This window comes from Dactylosporangium vinaceum, from assembly GCF_019904175.1.
Lineage (GTDB): Bacteria > Actinomycetota > Actinomycetes > Mycobacteriales > Micromonosporaceae > Dactylosporangium > Dactylosporangium vinaceum.
Map to the genome: position 1 here is coordinate 10,658,554 of NZ_CP061913.1, position 22,225 is coordinate 10,680,778.

The following is a 22,225-nucleotide window of genomic DNA, read 5'->3' on the forward strand; positions in this document are numbered from 1 at the left end:
GATCGAAAATCGTGCCTCGCCGCGCGAGCGGCTCTGCGGCCGCGCTGCCTGCTTGCCTTGACGTTACCTGGTAGTGGCTCGTATTCCGACCCCCTGCGCGGGGGTGTCTTTTTGGCCGGGCCCCCGACACCACCCGCCCGACAACCCCATCGGCTCGCCCAACCTCCAGGTTAGGGCGAGCCGAGGGAGTGTTGCACGGCCGGGCGTCAGCTGCCCGACGACACCAGGCTGGACTTCTTCCGGCTGACCAGAACGTTGTCGACCAGGCCGTACTCCTTGGCCTCGTCGGCCGTCAGGATCTTGTCCCGGTCGATGTCCTTGCGAACCTTCTCGACCGGCTGGCCGGAGTGCCGCGACACCATGTCCTCGAGCTGGGTCCGCATCCGCATGATCTCCCGGGCCTGGATCTCGATGTCCGAGCCCTGCCCGTAGCCGCCCTCGGTGGCCGGCTGGTGGATGATGATCCGCGAGTGGGGCAGCGCGAGCCGCTTGCCGGGCGTGCCGGCCGCGAGCAGTACCGCCGCCGCGCTGGCCGCCTGACCGAGGCACACCGTGAGGATGTCCGGCCGGACGTACAGCATCGTGTCGTAGATCGCCGTCATGGCCGTGAACGAGCCACCGGGCGAGTTGATGTAGAGCGTGATGTCGCGGTCCGGCTCCGTGCTCTCCAGCGTCAGCAGCTGCGCCATCACGTCGTTGGCCGACGCGTCGTCGATCTGCACGCCGAGGAAGATGATCCGGTCCTCGAACAGCTTGTTGTACGGGTTCGTCTCCTTGATGCCGTAGGACGTCCGCTCGACGTACGACGGCAGGATGTAGCGGTTGTGCACCTCGCGCAGCGCCGGGGGCAGGCTCAGATCGGTCATGGCTTCGCTCCTCAGGCCAGGGTTCCGGCGCCTTCCGGAGCCTGCTGGGCCCCGGTGATCACCTTGTCGATGAAGCCGTAGTCCCGCGCCTCTTCGGCGGTGAACCAGCGGTCGCGGTCGGAGTCGGCCTCGATCTGCTCGAGCGACTGACCGGTGTGGTGCGCCACGCGCTCCTGGAACATGCGCTTCGTGTAGAGCATCTGCTCGGCCTGGATGGCGATGTCGGAGGCCGTGCCCCCGATGCCGCCGGACGGCTGGTGCATCATGATCCGCGCGTGCGGCAGCGCCATGCGCTTGCCCGGCGCTCCCGCGCACAGCAGGAGCTGGCCCATCGAGGCGGCCATACCCATCGCGACAGTCGCCACGTCATTCGTGACGAACTGCATGATGTCGTAGATCGCCATGCCCGAGTAGACGGAGCCACCGGGCGAGTTGATGTACAGCCAGATGTCCCGCTCGTCGTCCTCGGCGGCGAGCAGCAGCATCTGGGCGCAGATCCGGTTGGCAACCTGATCGTTGACCTCGCTGCCCAGGAAGACGATTCGCTCCTTGAGCAGCCGGTTGAACACCGAGTCGTCGAGCGTCAGGCTCGAGTCCGCGCCCCGACCGCGCCCGTGGGGCGCGGGACTGACTGGCGACGCTGGAATATGCAGGTCGGTCATGGCAGCCCTTCGCAAGAGTCTTGTACTTGCCGACCCTAACCGGTGCGGGGGGCCGCAGCTTCCCATGCTCACCGCATTTCGCTATGAGCGCACCGTGGTGAAGGCCGGGGCTTTTGCCCCGGCCTACAACGTTAGTGGTTGTGACCCTCGTGGTCGCCGTGATCGTGACCCTCGTGGTCGTCGACCGCGCCGCGCAGGTCGTCCAGGCTGAGCGCGGTGCCCTCGCTGTCGACGATCTTCACCCGCTCGAGCACGACCCCCAGCGCCTTGCCGCGGCGCACGTCACCGAAGACGGCGCCGGCGACGCCGGCCTGGACCAGCTGGTCGTAGTACTGCTGCGGCCCGACCCCGGCCCGCTGCGCCCGGTGCACGATCTCGTGCCCGAACTCGTCGTCGCTGACCTGGATGTCCTCGGCGTCGGCCAGGGTGTCGAGCACCAGCTGCACCTTCACGCCCTCGACGGCCGCCTCGTTGAGCTCGGCGTCCATCTCCTCCTCGGTCTTGCCCTCGGTCTGCAGGTAGTCGTCGAACGAGGCCCCGATCCGCTGGAGCTGGTCGTTCATCGACTCCTTCCGGGACTCGACCTCGTCCTTCACCACACCCTCGGGCGCCGGGACGTCGGTGGCCTCGATGACCGCCTTGAGCGCGAGGTCACGCGCGGAGTACAGCTGCTCCATGCGCTTCACCCGGGTGAGCCGCGCGCGCAGGTCGTCCTTGAGCTCGTCAAGCGTGTCGAACTCGCTGGCGAGCTGGGCGAACTCGTCGTCCACCGCGGGCAGCTGCTTGTCCTTGACCGACTTCACGGTCACCGAGACCTCGGCGTCGCGCCCCTCGAACTCCCCGCCCACCAGCTGCGTGGTGAACGTCGTCGAGTCGCCGGCGCCCATGCCCACCAGCACGTCGTCCAGGCCCGGGACCAGCTGGCCGCTGCCGACCTCGTGCGAAACGTTCGTCGCCGAGCCGCCCGCCACCTCTTCGCCGTCGACCGTCGCCACGAGGTCGATCTGGACGTAGTCGCCGACGAGCGCGGTGCGCTCCACGGTCTTCAGCGTCGCGAACCGGTCCCGCAGCCCCTTGAGCTGCTCATCGACGTCCTCTTCGGAGATCGTGAGCGCGTCGACGGTCACGGTGATGTCGTTCATGTCCGGCAGCGTGATCTCCGGCCGCACGTCCACCTCGGCCGTGAACTTCAACGGCTGCCCGTCGGCGAACTCCGTGATCTCGACCTCGGGCCGCCCGAGCGTCTTCACCTCGTGCTCGCGCACCGCGGCCAGGATCTGCGTCGGGATGACCTCCTGAACGGCCTCGTTCAGGACCGCTCCCCGCCCGACCCGCTGGTCGATGACGGCCGAGGGCACCTTCCCCCGCCGGAACCCCGGGATGTTGACCTGGGACCCGATCTCGCGGTACGCCTTCTTGAGGCTCGGCTCGAGCTCAGCGAACGGCACCTCGATTTCGAGCCGCACGCGAGTCGGGCTCAGTGTCTCGACGGTGCTCTTCACAGAACCTTCTCCCTCGTACTACGACGTGTGTGTTCGGACTGACGGCACGCTGGTGTCGTTCCCGGTCGGGGTGGCGGGATTTGAACCCACGGCCCCTCGCTCCCAAAGCGAGTGCGCTACCAAACTGCGCTACACCCCGGTGGTGTGCGTCGGCAAGTGTATGCGCTCCGCCGTGGAGAGTGCCGCTCGGTATGCCGGTGTCGCACTGGGTGGACCCCACCACTGACCGAGAGCCCGGCGATTGGGTACGCTAGGGCGCGCGACGCGGGCGTAGCTCAATGGCAGAGCTTCAGTCTTCCAAACTGACGGTGGGAGTTCGATTCTCCTCGCCCGCTCTTCTACTCAACCCCAGGTCAACGGCCTGGGGTTGCGTTTTTCTCGATCGCTTCCGGGCCGGCGTGCCAGTGGGCGGGCCGGACTCCAGCCGGTTCCGCAGCGCCGCCAGCTTCCGGTGCACTCGAGGTACACATGCGGCACCGACCTGGTCACGAGCACCGGACAAGCGGTAGGCCGTCACGTCTCGCCGCCCATGAGCGCACGGCTGCCGTTACACCGATAGAGCCAGACCGTGAAATGCTCATGCAGCGTGTGCGCTGGGCGGTAACGGGGGCCGTGAGTGAACGCCGATCAAGCTCGGCCTGGCGGCGGCGCGAGCACCGGTATCGGCCGGCGCGGCGGTGTGGCGAGGGGTGGGGCTGTCAGATGTCGTCGGGGACCAGGCGGCGGCAGCCGGTTGGTTGTTCGTTGGTCAGCGGGCGGCCGCGCCAGGTGCCGCGCAGCGTGCGGAGCAGGGCTCGTAGCAGTCCGAACATGTTCCCCTCCCCAAGGACGTTTCGGGCCTCCTGCCCCAGACTGGACAGGGTGCGCCGACGCGGCAACTTGGGCAGGGAACATTGACCGATTTGGGTCGGCCGGTCGGGCATTGGCGGGCAACGATCAGTCTGCGGTTCTAGATTTCGTACGTCTCGATCAGTTCCGGGGTCTCGCGGGACAGGATGGCGTCAAGGGCCAGGTACGGCCGGTCGCGCGCGTCGTGCACGGTCAGCAGGGTCACGGCGACGCTGCGGGGGTGGGGCAGGGACAGGGCGGTCGTCTCGGCCGGGGTGGAGAGGCGGGCGCCCCAGCGTTCGATGACGCGGTGGGGGCGGCGGCCCGTGGCCGACTCGAAGTGGGCCAGGATGCCGCGCTGCTCGGGTGGGCGGGTGCGGGTGAAGGTGGTGGTCAGCGCCAGCGGGACGGCGTTGAGGACGGCCAGGCGGTAGCGGGTGGCGTAGACGTCGTGGCCCATCGGGACGCCCAGGGTCGCGGCGATGCGCGGGTTGGCCGGGACGCGGTGGACGCCGAGGAGTTCGGCGTGGCGGTCGGCCTGCAGGAGGTACTGGATCCGGCGCGGCAGGGTGCTGAGCGCGGTCAGCGGGCGGCCCAGGACGACCCGGCCCTTGCCCTGGCGACCCATGATCCAGCCGTGCTGGCGCAGGTGGCGCAGGGCGCGGACGACGGTGGCGCGGGACGTTTCGAATTCGAGGGTGAGCTCGGCCTCGCTCGGCAGGGTGGCGCCGACGGGCAGGCGGCCGTCGGCGATGCGCTCCTGCAGGCTCGTCACGACTGCGGCGAATTTCGGCTCCACGGCAGCAGCTGTCCCTTCAGATGCAAAATGCACGGGAAGGCTGCGAGCCGCACGGATAGTACCGGTTATCGCCAGCGAATCGGAAACGCGCCGAGCTTCGCCTCATGGGCCGTGTCGTGGCCGGCGGGTTTGGTGCAGCGGACCTCCACGTCGCCGGTCGCGGTGGTGGTGGTTCGGGTGGCCGGGCAGGTCTCGATCTTCATGTCCGCCGAGGCTAGTCGAACATGCGTGCTAAAGCAGCCAAGACCTGGGAAAACGCCCGGATCATGCCCGATGATCCGGTATCGCGGCGGCTCGCGCGTTCAGGTAGCGGCGCTGCGGCAGGGTGCCGGCCAGGCCGGCCGCGCGCAGGAAGGCCGCCCGGGCTCCCGGGAGGTCGCCGGACATCTCCAGCAGGTGGGCCCGGACGGTGTGCAGGCGGTGGTCGCCGTCGAGCGTCGAGAGCGCGTCGAGCAGCGGCAAGCCGGCCGCCGGGCCCCGGGCCATGGCCACCGCCACGGCGTGGTTCAGCGCGACCACGGGGCCCGGCGAGCAGCGCAGCAGCAGCTCGTACAGCGCCTCGATCTGCGGCCAGTCGGTCGCCGCGGCCGACGGCGCCTCGTCGTGCACGGCCGCGATCGCCGCCTGCAGCTGATAGGGGCCAGGCACGCCGCGCGGGAGGGTCGCGGTGATCAGCGCGACCCCCTCGGCGATCTGCGCGGCGTTCCAGAGCGAGCGGTCCTGCGACTCCATCGGCACCAGCGAGCCGTCGGCCGCGGTGCGGGCCGCGCGCCGGGCGTCGGTCAGCAGCATCAGCGCGAGCAGACCGGCCGCCTCCAGGTCGTCCGGCCGCAGGCGACCGGCCAGCCGGGTCAGGCGGATGGCCTCGGCGGCCAGGTCGGGGCGGTGCAGCGCGTCCCCGCGCGTGGCCGTGTAGCCCTCGTTGAACATCAGGTACAGCACGTGGAGTACCAATGCGAAGTCCGCTTGTGGGGGCAGCGCGAACGGCAGCCCACTGGCCTTGATCCGCTGCTTGGCCCGGCCGATGCGCCGGGCCATCACCTCCGGCGGCACCAGGAAGGCCCGGGCGACCTCGGCCGTGCTCAGGCCGCCGACCGCCCGCAGCGTGAGCGCGAGCTGCGCGTCGGGCTTGAGGGCTGGGTGGCAGCACATGAACAGCAGCACGAGCGAGTCGTCGACGTCATTGATCTGCGGGGGTACCGCATGGTCGAGCCGGACCACCGACTCCTCCCGCCGCCGCCGGGCCTGCTCGGCGCGCAGCAGGTCGGTGAGCCGGCGCGCGGCGACCGCGATGAGCCAGGCCCGGGGGTCGGCGGGCGGGTCGGCCGGCCACTGCCGCACGGCCGCGACAAGCGCCTCCTGGACCGCGTCCTCGGCGAGGTCGAAGTGCCCGTACCGGCGCACCAGCGCACCCAGGACCTGCGGCGCCAGCTCGCGCAGCAGGTCCCCGGCGGCGAAGGTGCCCACTAGAAGCCGAGCTCGCCCGAGGACTCGACGATCGGGCGGACGTCGGCGTACGCGGTCGCGGCCACCGCCGGCGGGGCCGGGCACTCGGCGAGGCGCCGCGCGATCTCGGTGGCCCGGTCGAAGCTCGCGCACTCGACGATCCAGTAGCCGGCCAGGACCTCCTGCGTCTCCGCGTACGGGCCGTCGGTGATCACGACGGGCGCGCCGCCGACCCGGCGGGTGTGCGCGGGCGCGTCCAGGGCGCGGGTCTCGACCAGCTCGCCGCTCGCCTCCAGCTCGGCATTGAACTCGGCCATGAACTTGCCCATCGCGGCGAAGTCCTCGGGCTTCCACGGCGTCTGCGCGGGCTGCCCGGCCATGGCGTCGTAGTCGCGCTGGGAGGCGTAGCTGAGGATCATGTACTTCACGGTGGCTCCTTCGTTCGTGGCGTCTTCACGGGCTACGTCGGAGCCGGGCGCCTCAGCCGGACAGGAACCGCAGGACGGCGGCGGAGAATTCGGCCGGGGCGGTGCTGTGGATGCGGTGGCCGACCGGGATCGTGACCAGCTCGGCGCCCGGAATCGCCGCGGCCACCAGCTCGAGGCGCGCGGGCGGTATGTGGCTTTTTGGGCCTCCGGACAGTACCAACGACGGGGCCTGAAGCTTCGGCAACCCGTCCCACCAGGCCGGATTCGGCTCCCGAAGCTGATGGATGGCCGACATGAGCGCGTTGCGGTCGAAGCGCCGCCGGGAGAGGCCGCCGGCCAGGCTGGTGAGGGCGAGCCGGGCGCGCGAGAAGCCGCCGCTGCGGTCGCCGGCGCGCGGCGGGGCGGGCGGGTCCTCGAGCACCAGCCGCCCGACCCGGTCCGGCCGCCGCTGCGCGACGAGCGTCGCCGTGAAGGCCCCCAGGCTGTGGCCCACGAGCACCGGAGCGGGATCGTCGAGCTCGTCGAGGAGCTCCTCGACATCACGGGCAAAGCCATCCAGGGGGTACTCCGCGCAGCGCGCACTCTCCCCGTGCCCGCGCAGATCCGGGGCGATCACCCGCCATCCGGTGAGGTCGCGGGTGAACGTGTCCCAGGTCCCGCGCCCGCTCCCGCCCCCGTGGAGCAGGACGATCGCCGGGCCGGTGCCGGTGTCGCTGCGGGCGAGCCTCATATGCCCAGCCGGTCGGCCATGTCGTGCTTGACGCTGAGCAGCTGCGTCATCGCGACCGGGCGGCGGCTGCGGCCGTCCAGATCGCGGCACTCCTTGGAGAACAGCGGCGGCACGGTGTGGATGCCGGTGTCCAACGGGCAGGCCGCGACCTCGTCCCGCCAGCCCGGCCAGCGCCAGCTGTGGTAGAACCGGTCGGCCGCGCCGGTGAGCATGGCGTACAGCCAGTCGGTGTACCCGAGCGTGAGGTCCTCCCAGCCCAGGGTGTCGGGCGCGAAGTAGTGGATCGTCGGCCTGGCCCCTGCCTCCCCCTGCGCCTCACCCTGCCGCCACACGAACTCGCCGCCCAGCACGTCCTGGGCCACGACCATCCCGGCCGCGTCGAACAGCTCGTTCACCTCGTGGATGTCGGCCAGGCGGCGGCTCGGCCGGCCGGAGCCGAGCACGCGCAGCCAGCCGCCGTCGACGATGAGGCCGCCGCTGCGGTACACGAGCGCGCCCAGCCAGGACGTGGTGGCCACCTGGAGGCGGTGCAGGCACGCGGCCGCGCGGTCGGGGTCGGCGGGCAGCAGCTCGATCGCGTACGGCGAACGGGAGACCGCCGCCTCGATCTCCGCCCACGCGGACCGGTCATCGGAGATCAGCTCCGCCAGCGAGCGCACGAGCCAAGGGTACTTGTCGCGAGAGGCTCGCCGGCCCTTCTGGAGGACCCACCCGAACGACGGAAACTGCCCTGAATGATTGTCATTCACGTTTCTCGGACTGTTGGTCGGCGGATACTGAGAGTCACTATGTCGAACATGACTCGTCGCTGGTTGATCACTGGTTGCTCCACCGGCCTGGGGCGTGCGCTCGCCGAGGCGGTCGCCGCCTCCGGGCAGCAGGTGCTGGCCACGGCCCGGCGTCCGGAGACGCTCGCGGACCTCCGCGACCGCTACCCGGCAACGCTCGCCACCTGTGTCCTCGACGTTCGCGACCCCGACGACTGCCACAACGCCGTACATGCCGCAGTGGCCCGGTACGGGGGAGTTGACGTGCTCGTGAACAACGCCGGCGCCGGGCACTTCGGCGCCGTCGAGGAGGTCACGGACGCCGAGCTGGAGGCCCAGCTGGCGGTGAACCTCGTCGCACCGTGGCGCCTGACCCGGACGGTCCTGCCCCTGATGCGGGCCCAGGGCCACGGCGACATCGTGATGGTCTCGTCCACGGCGGGTCGGATCGCGATGCCGGGCCTGGGGGCGTACGCGGTGTCGAAGTTCGCCCTGGAGGGCATGGTCGAGACCCTGGCCCTGGAGCTGGCCGGCAGCGGCGTCCACGTCACAGCGGTCGAGCCGGGCGCGTACGCCACCGAGTGGGGCAACTCGCTCACCGAGTCCCCGGAGCAGGTGACCGCGTACTCCGCGGTGACCGACCCGGTCCGCGCCGGCGTCCGGGCGCTGAAGTCCCTGCCGATCTGCGGCTCTCCGGCCGACTTCGCGGACGCGGTCCTGAAGCTCGTCGCCTCCGAGGAGCGCCCGGTCCGCCAGCCGATCGGCGACGATGCCTGGCGGATGGTCCTGGACGCCGCGCAGCGCGACTACACCGCGCTGCTGAACGCCCGGCCGCTGCCGGTCAAGGCCCACGCCGACGCGATGTCCGTGTAGCCGGCCCCGCACTCAGGCCGGCACGACGAGGTTCTTGCGCAGCGCGGTCAGGTCGTCGCAGGTCAGGCCGTATGACTTGGCCCAGCCCGCCATGTCGCCCCAGCGCTCCCGCACCACGTCGAGCATCCGGGTCATCAGCGCCGCGTCCGGCTCCCAGGCCGGCAGCGTCACCGGGCGTGGTGGTAGGCCCAGCCGGTCCACCACCACCGCCACCCGCTCGTGGATCGTGGGCATCGCCGCGGCCGTCGCGGCGTAGTCGGCGGCGATCGTGTCGTCGGGGACGCCCAGCAGGCCCAGGACCACGGCGGCCAGCACGCCCGTGCGGTCGCAGCCGGCCTCGCAGTGGAAGACGGCGGGGAGGGTGCCGGCGCAGGACAGGTGGCGGACCGTCGCCGCGAGCACCGGGCCCTTCTCGGTAAGCATTGCCACGTAGTGCCCGACCAGGTCCTCGGCGCCGCTGACGTCGGCGATCGGGGCCGGGTAGTAGTCGACCGGGGCGTCGGCCAGCAGGCCGCGGCCCAGCTGGGAGACCTCGTACTCGCCACGCAGGTCGATCACGGTGGACAGGCCCAGGTCGCGGACCAGGCGGTCGGCGTCGCCGGGGGTGGCGTAGGCCAGCGAGTCGCTGCGGAACAGGACGCCGGAGCGCACGGTGCCGCCGTCGGCCGGCTTGCCTCCGAGGTCCCGGAAGTTCACCAGGCCCGTGAACGCAAGCGGCCGGCGGCGGCGCCAGAATCTCACTAGAACAGCCCCGTCACCCAGTGGTAGACCTCGACCGCCCAGCTGACCTCGCGCAGGTAGGCAAAGCCGGCCGCGGCCAGGAACAGGCCGGTCAGCGCGTGCGCGCCCTTGGCCGAGCGGCGCGGGCGCCCCAGCCGCTGCTCCAGGACCAGGCGGCCGATCAGCCGGGCCAGCGCGAAGACGCCGACGGCGACGCCGAGCACGACCAGGAACGCGATGAACGGGCCGCTCAGGTTGCCCTCGCTGTCCAGGGCCCAGAGGCCCCAGCAGATGAACGCGATGATCGCGCCGGTGCCGGTGAACTCCCAGCCGATCTTGAGTTGGCGGGAGCGCTCGCCGCGGGGCGGGGTGTAGCGGGGCTGGAGGTCTTCCTCGTGGCCGATGTCCATCATGCCTGTCGGCTCCGGGGCGGCGCGCGGGATGACCTTGGCCCGGCCGCGCATCTGGGGCACACCTTCAGCGTTCACAGCCACTCCTCCAGCGGAAACGGGCGCGACGGAGACCGGCGCGGCGGAGACCGGCGGCGCGGAGACAGGAGGAGCGGAGACCGGGGGCGCGGCCTGGTACATGGCCGTCGGGGGCAGGCCGCCCGAGCGCAGCGACACCAGCTCCCGCTCCAGGCGCTCGATGCGCTGGTAGGCGTCGGTCTCCGTGCCGCTGACAGAGGGCCGCGCGCGGCCGACCACCCGGCCCGTCTCTCCCGCATCGACCTCGTGCCAGTCGCAGCCGACGTCCGGCAGCCCCGAACGGCGGACCAGCTCGGCCAGGTGCAGCGACCAGGACTGCAGGTCGCGGGTCTGCGGCCGGTCGGACGGGCGGTCGGCCAGCGGCAGGTGGAGGTGGTCGCGCAGCGCCGGCATGCGCTCCAGCAGCGGGTGGCGGCGCAGCACGCTCCAGGGCGGCGGCGACGCGTCGGGCCGGCCGCCCACGTCGCTGCGGCCGTCCACGCGCGGGTAGGCGCCGGTGACCATGAAGTACGCCACAGCGCCGAAGCCGTGCACGTCGTACGCCGGTCCGACGTGCTTGACCCCGCCGAACGCCTCCGGGCCGCCCGACTCGGGGGTGTAGGCGATCTGGGTGATCTCCTCTTCCCGGAAGTAGCGCGCGCCGGTGAAGTCGATGAGCCGCACCTCGCCGGTCGCGAGGACCATCACGTTCGACGGCTTCACGTCCATGTGCAGGACGGGTGTCGCCCCGCTTTCCTGGGGGTCGTGGAGCTGCTGCAGTACCACCGCCAGGGTTTTCAATGCCGAGACGGCGTTCAACCGGCGCGCGTTCGGTGCCGCCGCACTGCGGTTCACGACGTACTCGCGCAGGTTCACCCCGTGCAGATAGTCGTAGACCTGGTAGGGCACCGCGTCCCCGGGCGCCGGGCGCTCGGTCGGGCGGTGCGGCGGCGGGCCGTAGAAACCGTCGGCGCGGCGGCAGATGCCCGGCACGCCCCGGTTGTTGAGATCCATGAGCGCCGCGTCACCCTTGTCCCACGAGCGCAGCTCGTCGGCGATCGGGCGCTGCGGGTCGACCCGGAAGACCTTCACCGTCATCGGCGCCGAGGTCACGCCGCCCGAGACGCGCACGGCGCGGTACACGTCGGCCTGACCGCCGGAGCCCAGATGGGCCACCAGGCGGTAACGCTGGAACGTCTCCGGCAAAGGGCTCGCCGGACCGCAGACAAGGTCCAGCAGCGCACCCTGCGTCATCGTCTCGCTCCCCCCAGCAGTGTGTTGCCGCCCCCATACGCTTCCGAGAGTAACGAGCGCGCAAATCGGTCGCGCCGAGCCCAGGTCACGAGGTAGACACAACCGATGAGCGACTATGTCCTCCGCACCGCCACGGAGACCGACCTCGACGCCCTGGTCCGCCTGCGGCGGGAGGCATTCGCCAACACCGGCGACCCCGACCCCGACTCGACCCGGCGCCTGGTCTTCGAGGCGGAGCGCAACCACCTCTTCGAACATGACGGACAGGTCGTCGCGGCCGCGGCGATCTTCACCCGCGACCTGGCGATCCCGGGCGCGGTCATCCCGGCCGCCCACGTGACGGGGGTCGCCGTCTCCGCCGTGCACACCCGCCGCGGACTGCTGCGCCGGCTGATGACCGAGCAGCTGCGGACCGCGCCGGAGGCCGTGGCGGTGCTGTGGGCCTCCGAGGGCCGCCTCTACGGCCGATACGGCTACGGCATGGCCGCGCAGAACGTCGCCGTGCGGGCCGACCGCCGCGAACTCGAGATCACCGCCACACCCGCCGGCGGCCGGCTGCGCGACGGCGTGCCGTCAGAACTGCTCAAAGAGCTTTCCGAGGTGTACTCGTCAGTGCTCCCGACCAAGCCCGGCTGGTCGAGCCGCAACGAGACATGGTGGCGGCACCTGACGAGCGACCCGGAGCACGACCGCGGCGGCGGCACCAAAGCCCGGGCGGTCCTCTACGAGAACCCGGACGGCGCCGTCGAGGGCTACGCGCGCTACCGCATCCACCCGCGCTGGGACGACACCGGCCCGAAGATGGAGGTGGGCGTCATCGAGGTGGTGGCGGGCACCCCCGCGGCCTACGCCGAGCTGTACCGCTTCCTGCTGCGCATCGACCTGGCCCGCACTCTGTCCCAGGGCCTGACAAGCGCCGACGATCCGCTGTTCCACCTGGTCAACGAGCCCGCCGCACTCGGCGGCCACACGCAGGACGGCCTGTGGGTGCGCATCCGCGACCTGCCCCGGGCGCTGACGGCGCGCACGTTCGCCGCCCCGGTCGACGTCGTCTTCGAGGTCACCGACGAGCTGCTCCCCGACAACGCGGGCCGCTGGCGGCTCCAGGCCCGCGCCGGCGGCTCCCTCGTCAACTGCACCCGATCCGACGGCGAGCCCGACTTCACGCTGGGGATCGCCGAGCTGGGCGCGGCGTACCTGGGCGGCACCCGCCTGGGCGCCCTCCATCTGGCCGGCCGCGTCCACGAGCACCGCCCCGGCGCCGTGGCCGCCGCGAGCACCGCGTTCGGCTGGCCGATCGCGCCGTACGGTATCGAAATCTTCTGATCTCTCGGATGGACGGGCGGCAGGCGGTAGATTCGGTGCATGGGTGGGATACAGCGGCGGCGGCGCCGGATGCGGCAACATCAGCCGGTGACCCCCACCCTGGAAGAGCCGCCGGCGGAGTCGCCTGCCGCCCCGGAGCCAGAACCGGAGCCGGCCCCGGCGCCCGTCGCCGTGCAGCCGCCCGCGGCGCCCCCCAAGCCGGCACCGGTTCCCCGCCCGCCGTCCCCCCACCACCTGGCCGAGCTCTCGGAAACGTTCGCGATGACCGCAAGCGTCCATGACCCCGAGCCGGCCGAGGCCACCCAGCCCGCCGTACCGTCCGCCCCCGAGGACGACCACCCGGCGCCCCATCACCACCACCACGACGATCACCACCACCCCCACCACCACGACGAGGTGGTCTCGGAGCGCGGCCTGCGCGGCCTGGTCGGCGGCGGCGCGTCCCAGGTGAGCGTCTCCGCGGCCCTCCGCGCCCGCGACGCGGCCCGCCCGACGGACGCGGACCTGGCGGCGGCCGAGCGGGACCTGCAGATCATCCGCCGCGGCTGGGTCCCCCGCGAGGAGCTGACCCGGCCGGGCCGGCGCTCTCCTACCGGCTGACCTTTCGCACCTGCGCCCCGTCGGCTGACGGGCCGCGGCAACGCCTGACCCGAACGGCCCCGACGCGGTCATCTTCGGTATCGCAGCCCGGAAGCGATCGCGGAAAACAGCAACCCCAGGCCGTTGACCTGGAGTTGAGTAGAAGAACGGGCGAGGAGAATCGAACTCTCACCGTCAGTTTGGAAGTCGCAAGGACGGAGCGCAAATCCCGCGATAAATCCTGTCCGTGCCGCAAATGGCTGTGATCAATGCATGCCGCTAGCGTCGAAACGTGCTATTCGTACGCTTAGGCGCTAGCGGGTAAGCGACACGCCAGTGAGACGCGCGGGTGCCGCACTATCGATGAGTGGAGCACTCACGTGACGTCGGCGACCCCGACGAGCCAGGCGACGAGCAGCTACCGAAACCGCCTCCTTTCAGGCCAGCGTCGAGATTCTTCGCGCCGCCTCTGAGCATTTCGAAGCAACCGCCGGACCTGCCGCCTCCCTCATTCGGAAACCAGCCCCCGAAGTTGCCCCAGCCGGAGCCCCGGCCCTTGCCGCTCAAGTTCAGGCCGCCGCCCGCTCCACCCCCGAAGTGGTATGAGCGGCCGATACCGTCCGACCAGGAGGAGGCCAAAGACGGACCGCCTGGACATGCGCCCCAGTATCCGCCGATCAGGGAAAAGAGGAACTGACCCAACTCGCGAACAGCGGTTCTAGCTCGCCCTCGGCGACATAAGGGACAACGAGATGGACGTCGATCACACTGCTTATTCGCCCGCGACGATCCGCCGGGCGTGTTGGTCGACTTCGAGCGGGATGCGGATCGCCCGGATCATGTAGTGGGGTGCGTTCGACGGCGGCAAGTTCTCCGCAGCCCGCGCGTGCGCCTCCGGGTGTCGGCATAGTCGAGCGACGCGCCGGGCGCGAGCGCACGGGCGGCCTCTTCCGCACAGGTCTCCCGTGCGGCGAGATCCCGGAACGTGTACGCGGTCATGCAGGCACCGAACCGCCGCCACGGCCGGGCAGATCCTTGTCCCGCTCCCGCGGCAGGGCCTCGTCGAGCGCGGCCGGAATACGTCCAAACCCTCGGCCGGCACGTGCCTTTCCGCCAGGCTGCATCGCGGGCGGCCCAGACACCCGGCCGCCGCCACAGCAGCGACGGTTCCTCCGCCGCGCGGCGAGCGTCGACCCGGGCCTGCAAGTCGGCGATGAGCGGGCGGCGCGAAGCGGCCTGGCTTGGCGCGCGGCGCCGGGCTGCCAGGCCACGTCCCGGACGCCGGTGCGGCACCGAGGCGACTTCCCGGGGCCCCGTCGGGACCCGCCGGAGGCTGACCGCAACCTCTCTCGGGCGGCACAGCCTGGCGGTTCGCGGGCGGTCACCACCGTGGGTGTCGGCTCGATGCCTGGCCCGACTGCGCGGTGGCTCTCAGGTGTTCACCGGCCGGCAGCGGGCCGGGTCGGGCCGCTGCCGGTTCACCAGGGACACCGAGTGAGGCCCTACGGCGCCGCTACTGAGACCCACTTGGCCTCGGAGGGGACGCCGTCCTTGTTGATGAAGAAGAGCATGTACGGGCCCGGGGGCATCAGGCTGGGCGACGTCGGCAGGGTGACGGTGATCGAGCCCTGGGCCTGGGTGATGTCCAGGGCCAGTGAGCGCTGCTCCGTGTTCAGCATGTGCGTGGCGGCGCTCGGGCGGATCAGGCGGGCCGTGGCGATGTCGCGGGAGGCGGTTGTGTAGGTCGCCTGCTGGCCCGGCTTCAGGTCGGTCGGGCCGTTGCCGACCGAGGGGCGGCCGCCGTCGCGGTAGAGGTACGCGGGGGTGTAGATCTCCATGCGCTGCTCGAACTGGCCGGTGATGGAGTTCTTCTTGTCGCGGTACAGCGGGTCCGAGCCCACGGTCAGCACGCGGCCGTCGGGCAGGAGGATGGCGGCGCTGTGGTAGTTGCGGCCCACGTGGGGGTCGGCGGCGTACGTCAGCGTGTTCGTGTCGGGGTGGTAGATGCGGGCCGTGTGGTTGTCGGAGGCGAAGCGGCCGCGGTAGTCGGCGGCGCCGTTGGTGATCAGGACGGTGTCGTCGGGGAGCTGGACCAGGCTCGGGTAGCGAGTCTTGTCCGGCAGGCTCGGCCCCGGCTCGAAGTGCGGGTTGTCGCCGTTGAGCTTGATGATGTCGATGCGGCTCGTCGCCTTTGTCGACTCGCCGACCCCGCCGCCGCCGACGACCATGACCGTCTGGTTCTGGACCGGGCCGACCCAGGCGGACATGCTCGTCTCCAGCATGTCGGGGTCGCGCAGGCCGGGGACGGTCGTGAAGTTGTTGTTCGACAGGTCCCAGAAGCCGGGGGCGCGGCCCTTCTCGGCCGGGCCGTAGCCGGAGTTGGAGCCGGAGAAGAACAGGACGTTGTCGCGGGCCGTCTGGAACAGGGCCGGGTACGTCGGGAAGTAGTGATTGAGGTCACTGCGGACCGTCCACTGCTTCGTCTTCGGATCGAAGATCTCGTTCTTGGAGCCGTCGACGACGAGGCCGCTGCCGTCCAGGCCCGAGACCGCGAGCACCTGGCCGTCGGCGAGGCCGGTAAGCGTCGGGTACCAGCGCTTCTCGTGCATGTCGGCGACGCGCTCGTACTGCTCGGTCTGCGGGTTGAACTCGTACGTCTCCTTGCGACCCTGGTAGTCCTGCTTCTCCATCGTGATCTTGTCGGCCAGTGCGTAGAAGTTGTGGTGGTCCTCGCCGGTCAGGCCCTCGAACTCGTACTGCGCCTTGTGGTCGACCACGTAGTCGACACCCTCCGCGGCGGCGTCGACCCAGACCCTGGCCTCGCCCGCGGTGATCACGGTCTTGCCCTGCTCACCGGCCTTGTGCGGCGGGTACGTGACCTTCGTCGCGGCCGGGACCGTGACGTCGTCGCCGAGGGTGTACTTGCGCCCGTCCGCGGCGACGAGCACGGCCCCCTTGGGGAAGGTCCGGGACTCGGCCGGGGACTCGTTCTTGATCGTCATCGTGCCGCCGGCCCGCTTGACGTCCTGCTCGAGCACCTCGTATCGCAGGGTGCCGCCCGCCACCAGCAGCTTCCCGTCCGGCAGGAACGCATGGCCGGCGCAGAACAGGTCGGTCGGCGTCGGCACGAGCGTCGTGTGCCCGCTGGCCGGGTCGAACACCAGCGTCTTGAACGTGCCGGCGGTGAACTGCTCCCGGTCGTTGCCCGAGCCCGCGATGAGCAGGATGCGCCCGGACGGCAGCAGGGCCGCGTGGATCGCGTTCACCCGCTGGCCCTTCGGCAGCTCAACGACCTGCCAGAAGCCATTCGCGGCCTTGTACTCCGGGCTGTTGATCTTCCGATCGTGGAGCCAGTCGACTGTCGCGCTGTACAGCGGCGGGATGTTGGCCACGCCGAGCACTCCGGCGGCCACGAGGGGGAGGACGATCTTGCGGCGGATCCAGGACGGCACGAACAACGGGGTTGCCTCTTCCGGTGTTGCGTTTGTCAGGCGCTGCCCACCGTAGGCCGCCGCTCCACCCGCATCAACCCGGCCGTTCTACTCCTTCTCGCAACGCCACCCAGCAACTACCGAACGTGCATGCGATGCGGTGACCGAGCGGTGTCTCCGGCGAGCTCAGGTCGAGCGCTTCGCGAGGTCCAGGGCGTACTCGGGCCACCACTGCCCCGCGGCCGGTTCGCCCGGGCGGCAGGCTCCATCCGACTCGCCGGGGCGCTTGATCCAGAGCAGGGCGTCCGCGCGGGGGTCGCCGGTGTTCGTCGTGGTCGGCGGGGCGCCCAGGAGCCGGCCCGGGGGATTGCACCAGCGGGGGCCGCCGTCGACGTCGCCGGGGCCGTCCAGGGGGCCGGCGCCGTTGCGGCTGGTGTCGATGACGAAGTGGGGCTTCGAGGGCATGGCGTCGGAGATCTGGCGGCCGTACGCGATGTTGTCCGCCGTCGTCACGAAGTTGGCGACGTTCAGGGAGAAGCCGTCGGCCTTCGCGATGCCGGAGCGTTGCAGCGCGTCGGCCAGTTTGCGCACGTCGGTGATCCAGCGGGGGTTGCCCGCGTCCACGTAGACCTTGGCCGCCGCGGACTTCAGCACCGTCACGGCGTCGGCCAGCAGGGCGTAGCGCTCCTCGCTCTCGCAGCCCTCCACGGCGTGCGCCACGGCGTCCGGCTCCAGGATCACTGTCACCTGGCGCTTGCGGATGCCCGCGGCGAAGTTGCGGATCCACGTTTTGTACTCGTCCGGTGACCCTGCGCCGCCCGAGGAGAAGTTGCCGCAGTCGCGGTGCGGGATGTTGTACGCCACGAGGACGGGGACCTGGTGCTGGGTCGCGGCGCAGCTGAGGATCGCGTCGACGTATGCACCCACCGTTGTCACGCCGTCGCTGGTCCAGGTGGCCACCGGGCGGTCGGCGATCTTGCGTAGGGCGGCGGCGTCGTCCGCGCGCTGCTGGCCCTCCCAGCGCTGGACCTGCAGTACCGCCGCGCTGTTCGGGTCGACGAAGAAGCCCGCGGCCGCGGCCGGTCGGCAGTTCTGGTACGCCGCGGCCGCCGAGGTCTGGGTGGCCGGGCCGGAAGGGTCGGACGAGCAGCTGGCGAGCAAGGTCAGGGCCAGGGCCAGTGTCACCGCGCGAGCCGCCACCACGGGAGGGTAACGCAGTGCATCACCCGGCACGGGTTACCGACATCACGGCGGATGTCGGCAACCGGCAGGTGACCTATGCTCTGGGGCGGTCGGGAGCCCGGCAGGAGCAAGCCCGAGACACAGCGAGAGGGTCCAGTGGCGGACGAGTTCGAGATTCCGGTCTTCGGACGATCCTGGGCGCGGCTGGAGACCTTCAGCCGGCTCGCCGGGCCGCTGACGCCTCCGCCGACCGGTGAGCCGTACCGGGTCAAGTACCGGCCGCAGCAGCGCACGATCAGCCGCTCGGTGCTCATCGCGCTGCTCAACATCTGCTTCGAGGTGATCTTCTGCGTCTGGCTGCTGCAGCCGGACCATTTCGCGCAGACGAACCCCGGCCCCACGGCGCAGGCGGCGGGGATCGCGAACATCTTCGTCATCGTGACGATCGCGGTGGTCGAGCTGCTGCGGCTGATCAACGTGCTGTCGCTGTCGCTGGCCTCGATCATCGCGCGGGACCCGATTCCGGTGACGCCCGATCCGCGCCTGCGGCTGGCGTTCCTGACGACGATCGTGCCGAGCAAGGAGCCGATCGCGGTCGTGCGGGAGACGCTGCGGGCGGCCAAGCGCATCAGGCATCGGGGCGTGTTCGACATCTGGCTGCTCGACGAGGGCGACGACGACGCCGTGAAGGCGGTGTGCGACGAGCTCGGCATCCGGCACTTCACCCGGAAGCACAGCCGGCGGTACAACCGGCCCAAAGGCCCTTTCAAGGCCAGGACCAAGCACGGCAACTACAACGCCTGGGTGGACTCGCACGGCGACGACTACGACATCCTGCTCGCCGTCGACCCCGACCACGTGCCGCTGGCCAACTTCGCCGAGCGGATCGTGGGGTACTTCCGCGACCCCGACGTCGCGTACGCCATCGGGCCGCAGTGCTACAAGAACGGCGAGGCGTTCGTCACCCGGGCCGCGGAGTCGCAGCAGTTCCCGTTCCACAGCGTGATCCAGCGGGCGGCCAACCGCTACGGCACGTCGATGCTTGTCGGCACCAACAACGCGATCCGGATCTCGGCCCTGCGCAGCATCGGCGGGCTGGCCGACTCGATCACCGAGGACATGGCGACCGGGCTGATGATGCACACCACCCGCAATCCGGAGACGGGGAAGCGGTGGAAGTCGGTGTACACCCCCGACGTGCTCTCGGCCGGCGAGGGGCCGTCGAGCTGGAACGACTACTTCAGCCAGCAGCGCCGGTGGTCGCGGGGAACGTTCGAGATCCTGCTCAAGACCTACTGGCGGCGGTTCTGGCGGCTCTCCCCCGGCGGGATGCTGCACTACACGCTCATCACGACGTTCTACCCGTCGATGGCGCTGGGCTGGCTGCTCGGCATCCTCAACGCGATCCTGTTCCTGGGGCTCGGCGTGAGCGGCATGACCATTTCGCCCCAGCTGTGGTTCGCGCTGTACGTCGACGCGACGGCGTTCTCCTTCTGGCTCTACATCAACAACCGGCAGTACAACGTCAGCCCTTATGAGCCGCCCGACTCCCGCGGGATCAAGGGAATGCTGATGTCCATCATCGCGGCGCCGATCTATGCCGTGCAGCTGCTGAGCACCGCGTTCCGGCGGCCGGCCCGGTTCGTCGTGACGCCGAAGGGCGAGAGCAGCTCCCGCGACGGGCTGCGCACGTTCCGCAACCATCTCGGCTGGCTGGTGCTGATCATCGGGCTGGTCGCGGTGTCGTTCGTGCGGGACTACGCGGCGCCGGCGTCACTGCTGTGGCCCGTCGTGGCGCTGCTGGTCTGCCTGCTGCCGCTGGTGCTGTGGCGGCTGGACGCCCGGCTGGTGCGCAGCCAGGCCAAGGCGGTGAGCCTCGACCAATCGGCGGCGGCCAAGCGCCAGCAGCCGCTGCCCCAGGCGAGCACGCCGCACTACTCCGGTGACATCACGATGGAGATCCCGCGGGCACTGCTGCAGGAGCGGCTCGCGGCCCGCGGCTCCGGCCAGCACGAGGACGTCGGCGCCACGATCATCATGCCGAAGATCCCGAACGAGCCGCAGCCGAAGGGGGACGCCGGCTCCACCGCGATCATTCCGCGATACACCGACATCCCCAAACAGCGCCGAAAAACCGACTGAGCCCGGCTCAGGGCAGCTGCGGCAGGACGCGCGTGTTGTCGTAGTCGAGGACCTGCGCGATGCGCCGGGCGTGGCGCGGGTTCTGCGAGAACTTCGTCGACAGGAACGTCGTCACGAGCGTTGTCGCCTCGTCAAGGGTGTGCTGGCGCGCCCCGATCGCCACGATGTTGGCGTCGTTGTGCTCGCGGGCGAGCTGGGCGGTCTCGACGTTCCAGGCCAGCGCGGCCCGTACGCCGGGGACCTTGTTGGCGGCGATCTGCTCGCCGTTGCCGGAGCCGCCGATCACCACGCCGAGGGTGCCGGGGTCGGCGACCACCCGGGCTCCCGTGTGGAAGCAGAAGACCGGGTAGTCGTCGTCGGGGTCGTACTTCGCCGGTCCGACGTCCACGACCTCGTAGCCCTGCAGCCCCAGAGCGCTGACCAGGTGCACTTTCAGCTCATAGCCGGCGTGGTCCGAACCAAGGTAGACGCGCATACCCGGCAGTCTGTCAGAGCCGGATCAGTCCCAGGCACGAACCCGCCAGCAACCCACCGCCCAGCAGGACGAGGCCGAACACCCAGCCGGCCGTCACGCCCGTCTTGAGCCGCAGGATTCTCCGGCGGTCCCAGACGAGCGCGGCGGCGGCGAAGGCGCCTATGCCGAACGCAGCGATCATTGCCGCGATAAATATCTGCATCTGCATGTACACACCCCAGGCCCGAAGTACAGCGGCCTAGTGTGTATCACGATCGGGTGACGAGAACGAATCCAGCTGCGTGATGCCCGTGCTACACCGAGTCGAGCTGCGCCACGTCTGCGCTACACCGAGTCGAGCTGCGCCACGACAAGTCCGGCGCGTGCCTTCGGCGTGAACCAGGTGCTCTTGCGCGGCATCTTCTGCCGGGCCAGGTTGACCGCCACGAAGTCGTCGACAGTCACCGGGGCGATCAGCACGGCCAGCTCGGCCCGGCCCGCGTCGACCTCGCCGCGCAGCCACTCGGCCGGGTAGTCCCCGCCGACGTAGGTGATCCGCTTGTCGCCCGGCTCCAGGCCCAGCGCCTCCGCGAACAGCCGGCGCTCGACGAGAGCGTGGTCGAGGTTGTCGACCACCCCGGCGCCGTCGACCTTCGGCAGCGTCGCCGCCCAGGAGCCCTCGCGGGTGTAGAGGTGCACGCGGCCGCCGACGGCCGGCACGTCGGCCGGGCCCGGGAGCGGCTCGATGGTGAGCCCCTCGAAGAACGGAAGTTCCGAGACGAGCCGGTTGTACGGCTGGATCGCCACCGACTCCGGCGTGGTGACGACGGCCAGGAATCGCTCGTACCCGGCGGTCTGGGCGGCGAGGCTGCGGTGGTTGCCGTCGGCGACGACGAGCTCACCGCCGCCCGCGAGGGCCAGGAGGCGGTCGCGGGTGGTGCCGGCGCCGACGGCCCAGATCTCGTGGGCCCGCCCGGCCGGGTCGGTGTCGGTGACGGCGGGCCGGCCGGCGTCGGCAACGGCCTGGGCGAGCGCGGCGTGCAGCGCCTCACCGTGGGCCGTCTGCAGCAGCAGGACCGGCGAGAGCAGGTGGCGGGTGGCCTCGGCCAGCGCGACCCGCTCGCGGACCTTCTCGATGAAGACGTCCTCGTTGCGGATCACGGCGCCGGGCTCGTCGGCGCTCGTCGAGATCTGGTCGGTGGCGACCATGCACCACAGGCCGTAGGCGCGGGCGCCGTCCGGGGCGGTGATCCGGTAAAGCACCACGACGTCGGAAGCGGGTGCGTAGTGGCCGTCGTCCTTCGCCGCGCGCAGCCGGTCCACGGCGTCGGGCAGGCAGTCGAGGAACGGGCGGCCGACGCTTTCGGGCGCCCGGTGCGGCATCTCCACCGCGAGGGCGCTGGCGGGGTTGGCGGCGATGATCGCGGTGATCTCCGCGTCGTCGGCGAACTCGTCGTAGTTCTGCGCGCCGGTCCCTCCGGTGGAGAGCCAGGCGTGGGCGATCGGGTACGCAACCGTCATGCGCAAGACGCTATAGGTCAGGACATACGGGCCACGGCACGGGGGTTTGCTCGTCCCGGGCCCCGAGACGATTCGGTCTGCACAGCGTCACCGGATCGACCTTGGTGGATCGCAGCGCGGCGGCGGCCGCCACGGACGATCGCGCCGGCGCACACGACGACCGGCGGCGCCAGGAGCGCGCTCACGTCCTCGGGAAGCTCGGGCAGCTCGTCCTTCCAGGTCGAGTCCTGGACGGTCCAGCGGGTGTC

General features: G+C 70.9%; 20 protein-coding genes and 2 tRNA genes. 5 read left to right on the forward strand and 17 right to left on the reverse strand.

Annotated features, from left to right (window positions below):
- Positions 1-206 precede the first annotated feature (206 nt).
- The 4 genes from Dvina_RS47855 to Dvina_RS47870 all read right to left on the reverse strand — a co-directional run bounded on the left by Dvina_RS47855 (position 207) and on the right by Dvina_RS47870 (position 3,169).
- Positions 207-866: an ATP-dependent Clp protease proteolytic subunit gene (locus tag Dvina_RS47855; protein WP_223098449.1), complete on the reverse strand. Its 660-nt coding sequence runs from the start codon at positions 864-866 to the stop codon at positions 207-209.
- 11 nt (positions 867-877) lie between these two features.
- Entirely contained in the window at positions 878-1,528 is a 651-nt protein-coding gene (locus Dvina_RS47860; protein ID WP_223098450.1) for an ATP-dependent Clp protease proteolytic subunit, read from the reverse strand.
- A 131-nt stretch (positions 1,529-1,659) separates the two neighbouring features.
- Entirely contained in the window at positions 1,660-3,030 is a 1,371-nt protein-coding gene (gene tig, locus Dvina_RS47865; RefSeq protein ID WP_223098451.1) for a trigger factor, read from the reverse strand.
- Between the two features lie 65 nt (positions 3,031-3,095).
- Positions 3,096-3,169, reverse strand: a tRNA-Pro gene (locus Dvina_RS47870).
- 125 nt (positions 3,170-3,294) lie between these two features.
- Between Dvina_RS47870 and Dvina_RS47875 the strand changes: the two genes are divergently transcribed.
- Positions 3,295-3,365, forward strand: a tRNA-Gly gene (locus Dvina_RS47875).
- A gap of 614 nt (positions 3,366-3,979) precedes the next feature.
- Here the strand turns inward: Dvina_RS47875 and Dvina_RS47880 are convergent.
- The 6 genes from Dvina_RS47880 to Dvina_RS47905 all read right to left on the reverse strand — a co-directional run bounded on the left by Dvina_RS47880 (position 3,980) and on the right by Dvina_RS47905 (position 7,920).
- Positions 3,980-4,657, reverse strand: coding sequence for a GntR family transcriptional regulator (locus Dvina_RS47880; RefSeq protein ID WP_223098452.1), 678 nt, complete (start codon positions 4,655-4,657; stop codon positions 3,980-3,982).
- 65 nt (positions 4,658-4,722) lie between these two features.
- Positions 4,723-4,860, reverse strand: coding sequence for a hypothetical protein (locus Dvina_RS47885; protein WP_223098453.1), 138 nt, complete (start codon positions 4,858-4,860; stop codon positions 4,723-4,725).
- Positions 4,861-4,921: 61 nt separating this feature from the next.
- Positions 4,922-6,124, reverse strand: a complete 1,203-nt coding sequence (locus tag Dvina_RS47890; RefSeq protein WP_223098454.1) for an RNA polymerase sigma factor — start codon at positions 6,122-6,124, stop codon at positions 4,922-4,924.
- Positions 6,124-6,522: a YciI family protein gene (locus Dvina_RS47895; protein ID WP_223106124.1), complete on the reverse strand. Its 399-nt coding sequence runs from the start codon at positions 6,520-6,522 to the stop codon at positions 6,124-6,126. Before Dvina_RS47895 ends, Dvina_RS47890 begins: the two co-directional genes overlap by 1 nt.
- A 61-nt stretch (positions 6,523-6,583) precedes the next feature.
- Complete coding sequence (locus tag Dvina_RS47900; protein WP_223098455.1) at positions 6,584-7,261, reverse strand: alpha/beta fold hydrolase; 678 nt, start codon at positions 7,259-7,261, stop codon at positions 6,584-6,586.
- Positions 7,258-7,920: a DUF2625 family protein gene (locus tag Dvina_RS47905; RefSeq protein WP_246655789.1), complete on the reverse strand. Its 663-nt coding sequence runs from the start codon at positions 7,918-7,920 to the stop codon at positions 7,258-7,260. The genes Dvina_RS47900 and Dvina_RS47905 overlap by 4 nt, the downstream gene beginning before the upstream one ends.
- Before the next feature lie 138 nt (positions 7,921-8,058).
- Here Dvina_RS47905 and Dvina_RS47910 point away from each other — a divergent pair, with 138 nt between their 5' ends.
- The gene (locus Dvina_RS47910; RefSeq protein ID WP_223098456.1) at positions 8,059-8,901 is read left to right on the forward strand and encodes an SDR family oxidoreductase; all 843 of its coding nucleotides are present in this window, start codon (positions 8,059-8,061) and stop codon (positions 8,899-8,901) included.
- Between the two features lie 12 nt (positions 8,902-8,913).
- On the opposite strand, the gene Dvina_RS47915 is transcribed toward Dvina_RS47910, so the two are convergent.
- Complete coding sequence (locus Dvina_RS47915; RefSeq protein WP_223098457.1) at positions 8,914-9,642, reverse strand: tyrosine-protein phosphatase; 729 nt, start codon at positions 9,640-9,642, stop codon at positions 8,914-8,916.
- On the reverse strand, positions 9,642-11,342 hold the full coding sequence (locus Dvina_RS47920; RefSeq protein ID WP_223098458.1) for a protein kinase domain-containing protein: 1,701 nt from the start codon (positions 11,340-11,342) through the stop codon (positions 9,642-9,644). Before Dvina_RS47920 ends, Dvina_RS47915 begins: the two co-directional genes overlap by 1 nt.
- A gap of 105 nt (positions 11,343-11,447) precedes the next feature.
- Here Dvina_RS47920 and Dvina_RS47925 point away from each other — a divergent pair, with 105 nt between their 5' ends.
- Together Dvina_RS47925 and Dvina_RS55890 are read left to right on the forward strand one after the other, a co-directional pair.
- Positions 11,448-12,668, forward strand: coding sequence for a GNAT family N-acetyltransferase (locus tag Dvina_RS47925; RefSeq protein WP_223098459.1), 1,221 nt, complete (start codon positions 11,448-11,450; stop codon positions 12,666-12,668).
- 261 nt (positions 12,669-12,929) lie between these two features.
- Positions 12,930-13,268 (forward strand): hypothetical protein, encoded by a 339-nt coding sequence (locus Dvina_RS55890; RefSeq protein WP_425516577.1) that lies wholly within the window; start codon positions 12,930-12,932, stop codon positions 13,266-13,268.
- A 1,481-nt stretch (positions 13,269-14,749) separates the two neighbouring features.
- Here Dvina_RS55890 and glxA read toward each other — a convergent pair.
- On the reverse strand, positions 14,750-16,699 hold the full coding sequence (glxA, locus tag Dvina_RS47935) for a radical copper oxidase GlxA (RefSeq protein WP_246655790.1): 1,950 nt from the start codon (positions 16,697-16,699) through the stop codon (positions 14,750-14,752).
- A gap of 165 nt (positions 16,700-16,864) precedes the next feature.
- The gene (locus Dvina_RS47940) at positions 16,865-17,878 is read right to left on the reverse strand and encodes a glycoside hydrolase family 6 protein (protein ID WP_246655791.1); all 1,014 of its coding nucleotides are present in this window, start codon (positions 17,876-17,878) and stop codon (positions 16,865-16,867) included.
- 138 nt (positions 17,879-18,016) lie between these two features.
- Between Dvina_RS47940 and Dvina_RS47945 the strand changes: the two genes are divergently transcribed.
- Positions 18,017-20,002 (forward strand): glycosyltransferase family 2 protein, encoded by a 1,986-nt coding sequence (locus Dvina_RS47945; RefSeq protein WP_246655792.1) that lies wholly within the window; start codon positions 18,017-18,019, stop codon positions 20,000-20,002.
- A 7-nt stretch (positions 20,003-20,009) separates the two neighbouring features.
- On the opposite strand, the gene Dvina_RS47950 is transcribed toward Dvina_RS47945, so the two are convergent.
- The 3 genes from Dvina_RS47950 to Dvina_RS47960 form a co-directional block, all read right to left on the reverse strand.
- The gene (locus Dvina_RS47950; protein ID WP_223098466.1) at positions 20,010-20,477 is read right to left on the reverse strand and encodes a ribose-5-phosphate isomerase; all 468 of its coding nucleotides are present in this window, start codon (positions 20,475-20,477) and stop codon (positions 20,010-20,012) included.
- A gap of 13 nt (positions 20,478-20,490) precedes the next feature.
- The gene (locus Dvina_RS47955; RefSeq protein ID WP_223098469.1) at positions 20,491-20,685 is read right to left on the reverse strand and encodes a hypothetical protein; all 195 of its coding nucleotides are present in this window, start codon (positions 20,683-20,685) and stop codon (positions 20,491-20,493) included.
- Between the two features lie 116 nt (positions 20,686-20,801).
- Complete coding sequence (locus tag Dvina_RS47960; protein WP_223098472.1) at positions 20,802-21,977, reverse strand: DUF1015 family protein; 1,176 nt, start codon at positions 21,975-21,977, stop codon at positions 20,802-20,804.
- Between the last annotated feature and the right edge of the window lie 248 nt (positions 21,978-22,225).